The following is a 14,057-nucleotide window of genomic DNA, read 5'->3' as shown; positions in this document are numbered from 1 at the left end:
ATGACAGCGTGACGAGTGCGTAGAACTCGTGAAGACGTAGGGGGCGTTTTTATGGAGGGTCATCTCATCAAGGGGGCCAACACCTTCATACCGACGGTGCCGTTGCGCATCGCGGTACGCGGTTGGCTGGACGCGTCGGCGCTGCTGCTGACCGGGGACGGAGCGGTCCGGGGGGACCAGGACGTCGTGTCACCGGGGGCGCCCGCGCATCCGTCGGGCGCGGTCCGTCTCGCCGGGGGCGCGAACGGTACGGCGTGGCTGGAGGTCGAACTCCCGGCGGTCGAGCAGGACGTCGAGCGGGTGCTGGTGGTCGGTTCGACGCGCGGCGGGACGGTCCGGGAGACCGGTGAACCGTCGGTGGAGGCCTACGCGCCCGACGGCACGCCCGTCGCGCGGTACGCGGTGACCGAGATCGGCGACGAGAAGGCCCTGGTGCTCGCCGAGTTGTACCGCCGGGCCGGCGGGTGGAAGTTCCGGGCGGTGGGGCAGGGGCACGAGGCCGGGCTCGACGCGCTGGCCGCCGGCCACGCGGCCGGGCCGGTCCGGATGCAGCCGCCCGTCCAGGACGCGGTGCCCGCCGCCGCACCGGCAGCGGCAGCACCGGCACCGGCACCGGCACCGGCACCGGCACCCACGCCCGTACCCCTCGCCCCCGCACCGGCCCCCGCCCCCACACTCGCGGAACCCGGGCCGACGCCCGCCGTCCCGCCCGTCGCGGACTGGACGTTCGGCCCGGTCTTCGAGCCGCACCTGATCACCGGCCAGGACAACGACGTGATCCAGGTGAACGGGCTGCCGCCGGGCCCGGTCGTCGTCGAGCTGCTGGTCCAGGGGGACGGCTGGACGTGCCTGGCCCCGCTGAACAAGCGCAACAAGGAGGGCGACACCCTCGTCAACAGCACCGAGGAGGACTTCGAGGGGCGCCTGCTGACCACGGTCCCGCCGGGCGGCCCGCTGCGGCTGCGGCTCCAGGCCGAGGGACGGTGGCAGGTGACGGTGCTGCCGCTCACCGCGGCCCGGCGGCTGACCGGCGCGTGGCTGGAGGGGCGCGGCCCCGACGTGCTGCTGCACACCGGCGGCCCGGCGGACTTCGCCATCCAGTACAAGGGCGACAGCAATCTCATCGTCAACCGGTTCGAGCCGGCCGGGTCCGACGACCCCACGGCGCTGCCGCGCGAGGAGAACTTCATCAACGAGATCGGCGCCCGCCGCGAGACCCACCCGCTGCCCGGCGGTCCGCTGGTCGTCCGGATGGAGATGGCGGACGGACCGTGGCGGGCCAGGCTCAAGGGGTTCGGTCCCGAGGACGCGCCGGACCCCGTGGCGGCCGTGCCCTTCGCGGCGCCCGTCCCGCTGTCCGGGCAGTCCCCGGCCAAGACGGCCGGGGGCCGGAAGGCGTCGCGCTGGGGCTGGCGCGGCCGGAGCTGAGCGGGAGCCGGGGCGTCGGCACGTCGGCCTGATCCGGCTCCCCGCCGCACCACCCTGTGGCATGCTCCGCTCACGCCGCCCGGCGTGGAGACCGGGCCGACGGGGGGACGTGACGATGACCGGAGTCCGGGGTGCCCGGCGGGTGCTGCTGCCCGTGGTGGGGGCGGTGGCGCTCGTCCTGCTGGTGATGGCGGTGGCGCACGGTGTGCACCGGCCGGGAAGCGCGGGCGACGCCTACCGGCGCGCCCACCCGGCCCCGACCGCGGTCTCGTCGCCGCGCGTCCCGAAGGACTTCCGCTGCCCCGGCGAGGACCCGTCGCCCTCGCCGACCGGGTCCCCCGCCTCCGACGGGGCCACCGCGCAGCCGGGCGACCACTACGCCGAGAACCACGGCTTCCGCGTGCCGTTCCCGCTGCACGGGCAGCGCCGGTGCGACGGGCTGGCCGCGGTCCGGCAGGTGGAGCACGCGCTGCGGCCGCTGCGTGAGCGCGGCGACTTCACCGCGAAGAGCGCCCAGCGGGCGCTGGTCGCGACCGGCTTCCCCGACGGTGGCGTGCGGGCGCAGCAGGACAGCGGCGGGGTGTACTTCCTCGTCACCGTCGACGAGACGCCGCTGTGCGTGGAGGGCGCCCTGTATCCGGCGGGCCTGCGGGCCGACGCCTTCGGCGGCTACCCCGACCACGTCGGCTGCGACCTGCCCTCCGGCGGCCACTGACCGCCGGCCCCGCCGGACGTCAGTCCCTGGGCAGCCCCAGGATCCGCTCGGCCACGACGTTGAGCTGGACCTGGGTGGTCCCCCCGGCGATGGTCAGACAGCGCGACAGCAGGAACCCGTGCAGCGCCCGCTCGCCCGGCCCCTCCCGCAACGCGCCCGCCGGGCCGAGGAGTTCGAGGGCAAGCTCCGCGACCTTCTGCTGGTGCGGGGTCTGCACCAGCTTCCGCACGGACGCCCCGGCCCCCGGCTCCTCCCCCGCGACCTGGCGCATGGTCGTGCGCAGCCCGATGCAGGCCAGTGCGTGCGCCTCGGTCGCGAGGGCGCCGATCCTGGCCCGGTGGGCGCCGTCCAGGTCGCCGGAGCGGGCGAGGAGCGCCTCCAGGCCCGTGTCGAACGTCAACTGGTCGGCCATGTGGACGCGTTCGTTGCCGAGCGTGTGCCGGGCGACCCGCCAGCCGTCGTCGACGTCGCCGACCACCGCGTCCGCGGGCAGCAGCACGTCGTCGAAGTAGACCTCGTTGAAGAGGGAGTCGCCGGTGATCTCGCGCAGCGGCCGGACGTCGATCCCCGTCGTGTGCTTCATGTCGACGACGAAGTAGGTGAGGCCCTTGTGCTTGGGGGCGTCCGGGTTCGTGCGGGCGAGCAGGATGCCGTGGTCCGCCCACTGCGCGGCGCTCGTCCACACCTTCTGGCCGTTGATCCGCCAGCGCCCGTCCGGCAGCCGCTCCGCCTTCGTGCGCAGCGAGGCGAGGTCGGATCCCGCGCCAGGTTCGGAGAACAGCTGGCACCACAGCAGCTCGCCGCGGAGCGTCGGCGGGAGGTAGCGGTCGCGCTGGGCCTCGGTGCCGTAGGTGAGGAGCGAGGGGACGACCCAGGTGGCGATGCCGAGGTCGCTGACCTTCACCCCGGCCGCCGTCAACTCGCTCTGGACGGCGAGCTGTTGGACGGGTCCCGCGCCGATCCCATACGGCGGGGGCAGGTGCGGCGCCGCGTATCCGGTGGGGGCGAGGGCGCGGCGGGCGGCGGCCGGGTCGAGGCCGCGGGCGGCCTCGACGACGGCGCGGGTCTGCTCCCGGTACGCGTCGGCCTCGGCGGGCAGGTCGAGCCGCAGTTCCCGGCGGGCGCCGGACTCGGCGAGCCGGACGGCGCGCAGCCGGTGGGCGTCGCCCGCGCCGAGCAGCTGGCGGGCGACGACGGCCCGGCGCAGATGGAGGTGGGCGTCGTGCTCCCAGGTGAAGCCGGTGCCGCCGAGGATCTGGATGCAGTCCTTGGCGCAGCCGTACGCGGCGTCGAGCGCGGCGCCCGCGGCGAGCGCGGCGACCAGTCCGCGGACGTCGTCGGCGGCCTCGTCCTCGCCGAGGGCCCGGGCGGCGTCCCAGACCAGCGCGCCCGCCTGCTCGACGCGGACGAGCATGTCGGCGCAGAGGTGCTTGACGCCCTGGAACTGGCCGATGGGCCGCCCGAACTGTTCGCGCACCTTGGCGTGGTCGGCCGCGGTGCGCAGCGCCCATCCCGCGGTGCCGCAGGCGTCGGCGGCGAGCAGCACCGCCGCCAGGTCGCGGACGAGGGAGCCGTCCACGGCGAGCACCCGGCCGGCGGGGACGGCCGCGCCGGCCGCGGCGACCTCCGCGGTGGGTCTGGTCGGGTCGGCGCTCTCGTGGGCGCGCACGGTGAGGCCGGGGGTGTCGGCGTCGACGGCGATCCAGACGGGCCCCTCGGCGCTCTCGGCGGCCAGGACGAGCAGGTCGGCGCCGGCTGCGGTGAGGACGGGCGGCGCGGTCCCGTCGAGCACGAGCCCGTCGGGCCCGGCCACGGCCGTGAGCCCGCCGGGCCCGAACGCGACGGCCCCGATCCGGTCCCCCGCGGCGAGCCCGCGCGCGAGCTCCCGGCGCCCCGCCCGGCGCAGCACCTCGGCCGCGAGGGCGCTGCCCAGGAACGGGCCGGGCAGCGCCGCCCGGCCCGCCTCCTCGGCGACCACCGCGAGATCGAGGAGGGTCCCGCCGCCGCCCCCGTACGACTCGGGAAGGTGCACGCCGAGCAGTCCCTGGGCGGCGAGTCCGTCCCAGTGGGGCGGGCGGTGGCCGGGGGCGGCCGGGGCGTCGAGCAGTTTGCGCACCTCGTCGGGCGGTACGGCGCGCGCGATCCAGCCGCGCACGGCGTCCGCGAGTTCCCGCTGTTCCTGCGTGATGGCGATGCCCATGCGGCGCACGGTAGAACACGTTCCAGTAGAGCGGAAGACCGAATCTGACGCCAAGTCAGAAACCATCCAAGGGTGTTCGGGATCCGGCCCGTGTAATGAAAAGGTCAAGGTTGCCGCTCGTACGACGATCGTCGGAATAGTCGCCCGAGGAAACAGGTTCGACCTACACGAAACCTGCCCGCACGCCGCCGTGCACAGACCCCCGAACCTGCCTTCCGGAGGCCTTCCCTGATGCCCCAGCCGACGACCCCAGACCGCCGAACCGGCGGCGTCGTCCCCATTCTCGCCTTCGCCGGCATCGTCGTCGCGGTGATGCAGACCCTGCTCGTCCCGGTCATCAAGGACCTGCCCGAGCTGCTGAACACCGCGCCGTCCAACGCCACCTGGGTGATGACCGCCACCCTCCTCGCCGGCGCCGTCTCCACCCCGATCATGGGCCGCCTCGGCGACCTCGCCGGCAAGCGCCGGATGCTGCTCACCAGCCTCGCGATCATGGTCGTCGGCTCGCTGGTCTGCGGTTTCACGGACAACCTGCTCGTGATGATCGTCGGCCGTGCGCTGCAGGGCTTCGCCATGGGCGCGATCCCGCTCGGCATCGGCCTGATGCGCGACATGCTGCCGCGCGAGAAGCTCGGCTCGGCGATGGCCCTGATGTCCTCCTCCATCGGCGTCGGCGGCGGTCTCGCGCTGCCGCTGGCCGCGCTCGTCGCCCAGCACGCCGACTGGCACGCGCTGTTCTTCGGCGCGGCGGGACTCGGCGTCCTGTCGATCGCCCTGACCCTGGTCTTCGTGCCGGAGAGCCCGCTGCGCGCGCAGGGCACGTTCGACGTGGCCGGCGCCCTCGGCCTCTCCCTCGGCCTGGTCCTCTTCCTGCTGCCGATCACCAAGGGCAGCGACTGGGGCTGGGGGTCGGGCACCACGCTCGGCCTGTTCGCCGCGGCGCTCGTCGTGCTCCTCGGCTGGGGCGCGATGGAGCTGCGCCTGAAGGCGCCGCTGGTCGACCTGCGCACCACGGCCCGCCGCGAGGTGCTCCTCACCAACCTCGCGTCGATCATGGTGGGTGTCGCCTTCTACGCGATCTCCCTGGTCCTCCCCCAGCTGCTCCAGCTGCCGTCCGCCACCGGCTACGGCCTCGGCCAGTCGATGGTCGTCGCGGGTCTGTGCGTGGCGCCGCTGGGCCTGACGATGATGTTCACCGCGCCGGTCTACGCCCGCCTGTCGGCGACGTTCGGCCCGAAGGTCACGCTGATCCTCGGCATGCTGATCATCGCGATCGGCTACGGCGCGGGCCTCGGCCTGATGAGCGCCGCCTGGCAGACGATCGTGATCTCGGTGGTCGTGGGCGCGGGCATCGGCCTCGCGTACTCCTCGCTCCCCGCGCTGATCATCGGCGCGGTCGACCCGTCCGAGACGGGCGCGGCCAACGGCCTCAACACCCTGATGCGCTCGATCGGCACCTCGGTGTCGTCGGCGGTCATCGGCATGGTCCTGGCCAACACCGCGCACCAGGCGCACGGCGTGGCCGTCCCCACGATGCACGGCTTCCACATCTCGTTCCTGATCGCCACGGCCGCGGTCGCGGTGGGCGTCCTGCTCGCCGTCTTCCTGCCGAAGCGCAGCACGGCCCCGGCCGGACAGCTGCGGGCCAGCAGCGAGGAGGACGCCAATCTGGCCCGCGCCGAGGAGGTGCTCGCCGCCTTCCGCGGCCGGGTCCTCGACCCGGCGGGCGCTCCCGTGGCCCGCGCCAAGGTGACCCTGATCGACCGTCGCGGCCGCCAGGCGGGCGCCGCCCTCACGGACGCGGACGGCCGGTACGCCCTCGCGGTCCCGACGGGCGGCTCCTATGTCCTCGCGGCCACCGCGTCCGGCCACGCCCCGCGCGCCTCGGCCGCCACGCACCACGGCGAGGACCGGGCGGTCGACGTGGACCTGGCCCTGGAGGCGCTCGCCGAATCGGTCCGGTAGAGGCGGCCGGCGGGGCTGCGGGCGGCCCGGTCGGACCCCGACGAGGAGACGCGTCGCGCACAGGTGTGCGACGCGTCTTTCCTTGTCCGGCGGCTCCCGATACCGTGCCGAGCCGACGGCCAAGCGGAGGGGGACGATCGCAGTGCGGCGTTACGACTGGTTACGGCGGATCCACCGGCTCGACCCCGATCAGGACTACCACGAGATCTACGGGATCAGCACGACCCACGAGTTCCCCTGGGACTTCATGCAGGCGCTCGGCTTCGCCCTGTACCGCACGTACGCCGTGCCGAGCATCGGCCGGCTCCTCGCCGAGACGGGCGAGTTCACCGCACGGCCGCAGAAGCGGTACGACGACACGGTGCTCATCCTCGACGCCATCGGCGAGCACGGCATGGAGTCCGAGCAGGGGCGCACCGCGATCCGCCGGATGAACCAGATGCACCGCGCCTACGACATCCCCGACGACGACCTCCGCTACGTCCTGGCCACGTTCGTCGTCGTCCCCAAGCGCTGGATCGACGACTACGGCTGGCGGAAGCTGTCCCCGCACGAGGTGCGGGCGAGCACCAACTACTACCGGGCGCTGGGACGGCGCATGAACATCTCCGGCATCCCGGAGACCTACGCCGGGTTCGAGACGCTCATGGACGACTACGAGCGCCGCCACTTCGCCTACGACAAGGGCGCGTTCGCGGTGTCGGAGGCGACCCTCGACCTGATGGCGTCCTTCTACCCCGGCCCGTTCGGCGCGGCGATGCGCACGGCGTCCCTGTGCCTGATGGATCCGCCGCTGCGCGCCGCGTTCGGCTACCAGGACCCGCCCGGCGCCGTCCAGGGAGCGGTCCGCGGCGGGATGCGGCTGCGCGGCCGGTTCGTCCGTCTGCTGCCGCCCCGCCGCACACCGCACCACGCCCGCGAGAGCCGCAACGTGCGGGGCTATCCGAACGGTTACCGGGTGGCCGACCTCGGCACGTTCCCGAACGGCGCGGGCTGCCCGCGCGGAAACTCGCAGGACAAGCCCGGGGCCGGACAGTAGCCTCGCCCGTCATGAGCTGGCTGCCCGACGACTTCGTCCACCCCGTCCACGTCCCCGTGCCCGGCACGGCGCTGCACCTCCGCCCGATCCGGGAGGCGGACGCCCCGATCGACTACCCCGCCGTGATGGGCTCCCGCGAGCGCCTGTGGGAGATCTTCGGCCCCGCCTGGGGCTGGCCGGCCGAGACGATGAGCTACGAGGCGGACCGGGTCGACCTGCTGCGGCACGAGAAGGAGATCGCCGCGCACCAGTCGTTCAACTACGCGCTCCTGGACGAGGACGAGACCGCCCTCCTCGGCTGCGTGTACATCGACCCGCCCGAGCGCGCCGGCGCCGACGGCGAGATCTCCTGGTGGGTGGTGGACGACCTCGTGGGCAGCGAGGCGGAGCACGCGGTCGACGCGCTGGTCCCGCGCTGGATCGCCGCCGACTGGCCCTTCCGGCAGCCCCGGCTCATCGGCCGCGACATCAGCTGGCAGGACTGGCTGGCGCTGCCGCAGCTCCCGTAAGCCCGTCCTTGCCGGGCCGCGGCAGCCGGCGCCCCGCGCAGACTGCCGCGGGGCCTCGTGTCCTGCCGTTGCCCCGCGCGGACAATGAGGCCGAGGGGGCGGACGATGACGACACGGACGAGAGCCACGGCGCAGAGCACGCGGCCGAGGAAGAACGGCGCGGACCGGCGGTCGGCGGGGCGGGTGCGGAGCACCGGCGTCGCGCTGATCCTGGCGTCCCTCGTGGCGGCGGTGCTCAGCACCCTCGCCTTCGCGGTGTGGCTGCCCCACGACCGGGAGCGCTACCAGGCCTACGGGGCGGCCCCGTCGTGCCAGGCGCACGCGCCGCGGCTGGACTGTCTGAGCGTCTGGCACCTCACCGTCGTGGACGTGGTCGACAAGAGCTCGGGCAAGACCAGCCGGTACGAGGCGACCCTGAAGGACGGCGAGGCGTGGCGGGGCGAGGTCGACTTCGGTGACCCCGGTCCGCTCCTGGAGCGGCTGCGGAAGGACGACCGGGTCACCGCGACCGCATGGCGCGGCGAGATCATGGCCCTCGACAAGGACGGCATCCGGCAGAACACCTCCGAGGCGCCCCGCGACGAGCTCCAGATGAACGCCGCGCTGGGCACGGGCGCGGCGCTGCTCGCCGTGCAGACCCTCGTGTTCGGCGCGGTGCGCCTGGCCCGGCCGCGCGAGCTCGCCCCCTTCACCTGGGACTCGTACGGCGCGCGGCTGTTCTTCACGATCCTCGCCGTCACCTTCGGGGTGGGCCTGCCCGCCGTGTGGCTGGGCATCCCGTGGTGGATCGTGCCCGTCGTCGCGGTGCCCGCCGCGCTGGGGGCGGCGGTGCACTGGTACCGCCGGCCGTCAGTGCCCGGTGTCGAACTGCGGCTCTGAGCCGAGGAGTTCGGACACGTCGGCGCCGACCGGCAGTTCCCGCGGCGCCGCCCCGCGGCGGAACAGCCGGGCCGGGCGCCCGCCCTCGACCGTGGCGCGCTCCCCGTCGACCCGCAGCCACGAGCCCTCCCGCAGCCCGAGCACCGGCACGTCGTTCTCCTCCAGGAACTCGGTGAGCCGCTCCTCGCGGGTCTCGCCCTTGTGCGTGGAGGACGGGTCGGGGTCGAGGTAGTGCGGGTTGATCTGGAAGGGGACCAGGCCCAGCGTCGCGAAGGACGGGGGCTGCACGATCGGCATGTCGTTGGTCGTGCGCAGCGTCGGCGCGGCCATGTTGGTGCCCGCACTGGCGCCCATGTACGGCAGCCCGGCCCCCACCGCCTTGATCAGGGCGTCCCGCAGACCCGTCCGGTAGAGCGCGCTCAGCAGCCGGAAGGAGTTGCCGCCCCCGATGAACACGGCGTCCGCGGCGGCCAGTTGCCCCAGCGGGTCGCCGCCCTCGTGGACGCCGTGCACCTCGATCCCGGCGCCCTCCAGCGCGCCGCGCACCTTCGCCGTGTAGGCGTCGTGGTCGGCGAGCGCGTACGGCACGAACGCGAGGCGGGCCTTCGGCGGCAGGAAGCCGGTGACGGTGTCGAGGGCGTGCTCCAGGTAACCCCGGCCGTACTGGGTGGAGTTGGAGAGCAGCAGCAGATTCACGACGGGGTCGCTCCTATCAACGGGCGGTGCGGGTGGGTCAGTCGGCGGCGCGGGCGCGGCGGGTGCGCTGCGGCGGATGGGTGAGACGGCGCTCCAGGAGCCGGGCGGCCCGGCGCAGCGCGTCGAGGCGACTGTCGGGCCCGTCGGGGAAGCGCTCCTTGGCGGCGCCGAGGCTGAGGCTCCCGTACGGCTCGCGGCCGAGGAAGACGGGCACGGCGACGGTGCCGATCCCGGCGTCGTACTCGCCGACCGTCCACGCGTACCCCTGGGCCCGGATGGCGAGGAACTCCCGCTCCAGCTCGTCCGGTTCGGTCACCGTGCGCTCCGTGAAGCGGGCCATGGGGCGGCCGCGGAAGAGGCGGTGGCGCTGCTCGTCGGGGAGGAACGCGTAGTACGACTTGCTGGTGGCGCCCGCGTGCGCCGGGTACAGCTCGCCGACCAGCGGGTAGTAGCGCAGCGGTCCTTCCTCGCCCTCGACGGCGGCCACGCACCGCATGTGGAAGTTGTCGGGCAGGCAGAACAGGACCGTGTCGCCGGTCGCGGCGCGCAGCTCCTCCAGGACCGGTCCGGCGAGCAGTTCCAGCGAGCCGGAGCGCTCCCAGAGCCTGCCGAGCCGCAGGACCGCCGGGCCGATCCGATAGCGCCGCGTCGCCGGGTCGGAGACCAGGAAGCCGCGGCCGGCCAGCGTCGAGAGCAGCCGCTGGGCGACCGAGGTGTCCCAGCCGAACTCGGCGGCGACCTCCGTCACGCCCCAGTCGGGACGCGTCCGCTCGAAGGCCAGCAGCACGAGCAGGGCCCGGTCGACGGTCTGCAGCGCGCCGGCCGGGGTCTTCCGGTCGAGCGGGATCTCCGGCACGCCATCTCACCATCCAGACCTGAATTGCAAATAACGGGAAACAGTTGCCGACAACGCTATCCGATCCCGAATCTGCTGTCAGCACCGGTGGAAACCGCGACCGGGCGCAGCGCAGTGAGAGGGACCCGCATGTTGAAGTACGTCCTCGATGTCGTCGAGCTGCTGGACGACCCCGATGCCGACGGCAAGCGCGCCGTCGCCTATCTCGACTCGGTCGCGGGCCCTGAGGGCTCGGGCGCCGAGGTCACCACCGTCGACGGCGAGCGCGGGTCCACCGACTTCGTGCTCGTCCGCATCCCGGGCGCCAAGGGCCGCAGCCGGGGCGGCAGCGCCCGCACGCTCGGTGTCGTCGGCCGCCTCGGCGGGGTCGGCGCCCGGCCCGAGATGACCGGCCTGGTCTCCGACGCGGACGGCGCCGCCGCCGCGCTCGCGACCGCCGCCAAGCTCCTGGACATGCGCCGCCGTGGCGACGTGCTCGACGGGGACGTGGTCGTCGCCACGCACGTCTGCCCGGACGCGCCGACCGCGCCGCACGACCCGGTCCCGTTCATGGACTCCCCGGTCGACATCGCCACGATGAACCGGCACGAGGTGACCGAGGACATGGAGGCCGTGCTCTCCATCGACACCACCAAGGGCAACCGCATCATCAACCACAAGGGCCTCGCCCTGTCCCCCACCGTCAAGGAGGGGTGGGTGCTGCGGGTGAGCGAACAGCTCGGCGAGCTCCTGGCCGTCGTCACCGGTGAGCCGTTGGTCACGTACCCCGTGACCACGCAGGACATCACCCCGTACGGTAACGGTGCACACCACATCAATTCGATCCTGCAGCCGGCCACGGCGACCGCCGCCCCGGTCGTCGGCCTGGCGGTCACCTCGGCCGCCGCGGTCCCCGGCTGCCAGACCGGCGCCAGCCACGAGACCGACATCGCGGCCGCGGCCCGGTTCGCCGTCGAGACCGCGAAGGCCTTCGGCGGCGGGCGCCTCGACTTCCACGACACCGCGGAGTTCGACGCCCTCGTGAGCCGCTACGGCTCGCTCACCCACCTGCAGACCCTCGGCAACGCACCCACGGAGTCGTGACGCCATGGCCACCACGAAGAAGAACGTGGGCAGCGACGACTACGCGCTGTCCAGAGTCCCGCAGGACAAGCGGCTCGGCTTCTGGACGATGCTGCTCCAGTGGCTCGCCCAGTCCGGCTCCATCTCGCAGTTCACGCTGGGCGCCACCATCGGCGTCGGCATGACCTTCGGCGACGCCTTCCTCGCCTTCACGCTGGGCGCGGTCATCCTCGAAGTCGTGATCTTCCTGATCGGCATGGCGGGCATGCGCGAGGGACTCGCGACGCCGCTGCTGACCCGCTGGGTCGGCTTCGGGCGCAACGGCTCGGCGCTCGTCAGCTTCGTCATCGCGGTCAGCCTGGTGGGCTGGTTCGGCGTACAGAACACGATCTTCGGCAACAGCGTCTCGTCGCTCGTCGGCGGCCCGTCGTGGCTGTGGTGCGTCGTCGCGGGCCTGGCCATCACGGTCCTGGTGATCTTCGGCTTCCGCTACATGGCGATCTTCGCGAAGATCGTCACCCCGCTGTTCTTCGCGATGGTCGCCTGGTCCGTGATCGACGCGCTCAGCGAGCACTCGCTCGGCGACCTGATCAGCTCGCCGCCGCCCGGCCAGGCGATCCCGCTGTCCGTCGCCGCGACCGCCATCGCGGGCGGCTACATGACGGGCGCGATCGTCGCCCCGGAGATGACCCGCTACAACAAGAAGGGCAGCCACGTCTTCCTGCAGACGGCGTCCTCGATGATCCTCTCCGAGTACATCGTGGGCCTGACCGGCGTACTCCTTGGCCACATGGTCAAGAGCAACGAGGTCTCGCAGATCGTGCTCTCCACGTCCGGCGTCTTCGGCGTCCTCGTCGTCCTGATGTCGACCGCGAAGATCAACGACTGGAACCTGTACGGCTCCTCGCTCGGCGTCGTCAACTTCTTCCAGGTCGTCTTCAAGAAGCGCCTGCACCGCGGCGCCGTCACCATCGCCCTCGGCATCGCGGGCACCGTCCTGTCGGCGGTCGGCATCATGACCCACTTCACCGACTTCCTGACGGTCCTCGGCGTGGCCATCCCGCCCATCGGCGGCATCGTCGTCGCCGAGTACTGGGTGGTGCGCCGGATGCGCAAGCCGCTCGACGAGACGCGGGAAGCGGGCACGCTGCCCACCACGTCCCCCACCTGGGTGCCGATGTCCCTCGTCATCTGGGCGGCGGCCTTCTGCGTCGGCAAGTTCTACGACGGCGGCATCCCGGCCCTGAACTCCCTCGCCACCGCGTTCGTCCTCTACACCGTGCTCGGCCTGCTCGGCTGGGTCAGGACGTACGGCACCACCACCCTGGCCGACGACGAGGACGCGCTCCCCGCCGCCGCCGAGCAGACCCCCGTAGGAGCGGCATGACCACCCTTGCTTCCGAGGACGCCCAGCGCGAGGTCGTCGAACTCTGCGCCGAGCTGATCCGCTTCGACACGTCGAACCCGACGAGCGACGAGCGGGCCTGCGCCCGCTGGGTCGAGGGTCGGCTGGCCGAGGCCGGCATCGCGTCCGAGTTCGTCGAGAGCGCGCCGGGCCGGGCCAGCGTCATCGCCCGCATCGAGGGCGCCGACCGCTCGCGCGGCGCCCTGCTGGTCCACGGTCACCTGGACGTCGTCCCGGCCGACGCGGCCGAGTGGCAGGTGCCGCCGTTCTCCGGCGAGATCCGCGACGGCTACCTGTGGGGCCGCGGCGCCATCGACATGAAGGACACGGTCGCCGTCATGCTGGCGACCGCCCGGCACTTCGCGCGGACGGGCACGAAGCCGTCCCGCGACCTGGTGCTCGCGTTCCTCGCGGACGAGGAGGCGGGCGGCAGGTTCGGCGCGCACTGGCTCGTCGAGCACCGGCCCGACCTGTTCGAGGGCGTCACCGAGGCGATCGGCGAGGGCGGCGGATTCTCGTACGCGCTCGACGACACCCGACGCCTCTACCCGATCGAGAACGCGCAGCGCGGCATGGCCTGGATGGAGCTGACCGCGACCGGGCGGGCGGGCCACGGCTCGTCGCCCAACGACGAGAACGCCGTCACGGACCTCGCCGAGTCCCTCACCCGCATCGGTCGCCACACCTTCCCCGTCCGTCTCATCGAGCCGGTGCGGGCCCTGCTCCAGGAGGCCGCCGACCTCCAGGGCGTGAAGATCGACTTCGAGGCGGAGGACCTGGACGCCGAGCTGGCCAAGCTCGGTCACGTCGCCGACTTCATGCAGGTGGTGCTCCGCAACTCCGCGAACCCCACCATGTTCACGGCCGGGTACCAGACGAACGTGATCCCCGGGAAGGCGACGGCCCGCGTCGACGGCCGCTTCCTGCCCGGCCACGAGCAGGAACTCGTCGACACCATCGACGCGTTGCTCCTCCCCTCCGTCTCCCGCGAGTGGGTCAACCACGACATCGCCATGGAGACGACGTTCGACGGCCCGCTCGTCGACGCCATGTGCGCGGCCGTGCGCGCCGAGGACCCGGACGGCCACCCGGTCCCGTACTGCAACCCGGGCGGCACCGACGCCAAGGCCTTCACCGAGCTGGGCATCCGCTGCTTCGGCTTCAAGGGCCTGAAGCTGCCGGCCGACCTCGACTACGGGCGCCTCTTCCACGGCGTCGACGAGCGGGTCCCGCTGGAGGGGCTGCGCTTCGGGGTGCGGGTGATGACCCGGCTCTGGCAGGGCTGCTGAGCAGCCGGTCGGCG

Annotated in this window: 12 protein-coding genes; 9 read left to right on the top strand and 3 right to left on the bottom strand. The window is 73.2% G+C overall.

The features are described 5' to 3' along the window. Positions 1–51: 51 nt before the first annotated feature. Together M4J07_RS08750 and M4J07_RS08745 are read left to right on the top strand one after the other, a co-directional pair. Complete coding sequence (locus tag M4J07_RS08750; protein ID WP_255969193.1) at positions 52–1,428, top strand: TerD family protein; 1,377 nt, start codon at positions 52–54, stop codon at positions 1,426–1,428. A 115-nt stretch (positions 1,429–1,543) separates the two neighbouring features. Beyond that, positions 1,544–2,143 (top strand): hypothetical protein, encoded by a 600-nt coding sequence (locus tag M4J07_RS08745; RefSeq protein WP_255969191.1) that lies wholly within the window; start codon positions 1,544–1,546, stop codon positions 2,141–2,143. Positions 2,144–2,162: 19 nt separating this feature from the next. On the opposite strand, the gene M4J07_RS08740 is transcribed toward M4J07_RS08745, so the two are convergent. Beyond that, on the bottom strand, positions 2,163–4,343 hold the full coding sequence (locus M4J07_RS08740; RefSeq protein ID WP_255969189.1) for an acyl-CoA dehydrogenase: 2,181 nt from the start codon (positions 4,341–4,343) through the stop codon (positions 2,163–2,165). Between the two features lie 231 nt (positions 4,344–4,574). Between M4J07_RS08740 and M4J07_RS08735 the strand changes: the two genes are divergently transcribed. The 4 genes from M4J07_RS08735 (at position 4,575) to M4J07_RS08720 (ending at position 8,735) form a co-directional block, all read left to right on the top strand. After that, positions 4,575–6,308, top strand: a complete 1,734-nt coding sequence (locus tag M4J07_RS08735; RefSeq protein WP_255969187.1) for an MFS transporter — start codon at positions 4,575–4,577, stop codon at positions 6,306–6,308. Between the two features lie 142 nt (positions 6,309–6,450). Beyond that, entirely contained in the window at positions 6,451–7,347 is an 897-nt protein-coding gene (locus M4J07_RS08730; protein ID WP_255969185.1) for an oxygenase MpaB family protein, read from the top strand. Between the two features lie 11 nt (positions 7,348–7,358). Beyond that, positions 7,359–7,856 carry a GNAT family N-acetyltransferase gene (locus M4J07_RS08725; RefSeq protein WP_255969183.1) on the top strand — a complete coding sequence of 166 codons (498 nt, stop codon included), beginning with the start codon at positions 7,359–7,361 and terminating at the stop codon, positions 7,854–7,856. A 105-nt stretch (positions 7,857–7,961) separates the two neighbouring features. Beyond that, positions 7,962–8,735: a hypothetical protein gene (locus M4J07_RS08720; protein ID WP_255969181.1), complete on the top strand. Its 774-nt coding sequence runs from the start codon at positions 7,962–7,964 to the stop codon at positions 8,733–8,735. On the opposite strand, the gene pepE is transcribed toward M4J07_RS08720, so the two are convergent. Together pepE and M4J07_RS08710 are read right to left on the bottom strand one after the other, a co-directional pair. Continuing rightward, positions 8,706–9,431: a dipeptidase PepE gene (gene pepE, locus M4J07_RS08715; RefSeq protein WP_255969178.1), complete on the bottom strand. Its 726-nt coding sequence runs from the start codon at positions 9,429–9,431 to the stop codon at positions 8,706–8,708. The two genes, M4J07_RS08720 and pepE, sit on opposite strands and share 30 nt — an antisense overlap. 37 nt (positions 9,432–9,468) lie before the next feature. Next, positions 9,469–10,287 (bottom strand): IclR family transcriptional regulator, encoded by an 819-nt coding sequence (locus tag M4J07_RS08710; protein WP_255969175.1) that lies wholly within the window; start codon positions 10,285–10,287, stop codon positions 9,469–9,471. 129 nt (positions 10,288–10,416) lie between these two features. Between M4J07_RS08710 and M4J07_RS08705 the strand changes: the two genes are divergently transcribed. Genes M4J07_RS08705 through M4J07_RS08695 form a run of 3 tightly spaced genes read left to right on the top strand, consistent with a single transcriptional unit; the run spans position 10,417 to position 14,043 of the window. Beyond that, positions 10,417–11,370 (top strand): DUF1177 domain-containing protein, encoded by a 954-nt coding sequence (locus tag M4J07_RS08705; protein WP_255969172.1) that lies wholly within the window; start codon positions 10,417–10,419, stop codon positions 11,368–11,370. A gap of 4 nt (positions 11,371–11,374) precedes the next feature. Further along, entirely contained in the window at positions 11,375–12,736 is a 1,362-nt protein-coding gene (locus M4J07_RS08700; RefSeq protein WP_255969169.1) for a cytosine permease, read from the top strand. Further along, positions 12,733–14,043 (top strand): M20/M25/M40 family metallo-hydrolase, encoded by a 1,311-nt coding sequence (locus M4J07_RS08695; RefSeq protein ID WP_255969166.1) that lies wholly within the window; start codon positions 12,733–12,735, stop codon positions 14,041–14,043. The genes M4J07_RS08700 and M4J07_RS08695 overlap by 4 nt, the downstream gene beginning before the upstream one ends. Positions 14,044–14,057: the final 14 nt, after the last annotated feature.

The sequence above is a fragment of the Streptomyces longispororuber genome, assembly GCF_024448165.1.
GTDB classification, from domain to species: Bacteria; Actinomycetota; Actinomycetes; order Streptomycetales; family Streptomycetaceae; genus Streptomyces; species Streptomyces longispororuber_A.
The sequence above is the reverse complement of the archived record's forward strand: the minus strand, read 5'-3'. Positions and strand labels throughout refer to the sequence as shown.

Excerpts from the sequence above, each read along its gene's own strand:
- M4J07_RS08750 (WP_255969193.1), top strand. The coding sequence starts at position 52 with ATGGAGGGTCATCTCATCAAGGGGGCCAACACCTTCATACCGACGGTG.
- M4J07_RS08745 (WP_255969191.1), top strand. The coding sequence starts at position 1,544 with ATGACCGGAGTCCGGGGTGCCCGGCGGGTGCTGCTGCCCGTGGTGGGG.
- M4J07_RS08740 (WP_255969189.1), bottom strand. The coding sequence starts at position 4,343 with ATGGGCATCGCCATCACGCAGGAACAGCGGGAACTCGCGGACGCCGTG.
- M4J07_RS08735 (WP_255969187.1), top strand. The coding sequence starts at position 4,575 with ATGCCCCAGCCGACGACCCCAGACCGCCGAACCGGCGGCGTCGTCCCC.
- M4J07_RS08725 (WP_255969183.1), top strand. The coding sequence starts at position 7,359 with ATGAGCTGGCTGCCCGACGACTTCGTCCACCCCGTCCACGTCCCCGTG.
- M4J07_RS08720 (WP_255969181.1), top strand. The coding sequence starts at position 7,962 with ATGACGACACGGACGAGAGCCACGGCGCAGAGCACGCGGCCGAGGAAG.
- M4J07_RS08705 (WP_255969172.1), top strand. The coding sequence starts at position 10,417 with ATGTTGAAGTACGTCCTCGATGTCGTCGAGCTGCTGGACGACCCCGAT.
- M4J07_RS08700 (WP_255969169.1), top strand. The coding sequence starts at position 11,375 with ATGGCCACCACGAAGAAGAACGTGGGCAGCGACGACTACGCGCTGTCC.
- M4J07_RS08695 (WP_255969166.1), top strand. The coding sequence starts at position 12,733 with ATGACCACCCTTGCTTCCGAGGACGCCCAGCGCGAGGTCGTCGAACTC.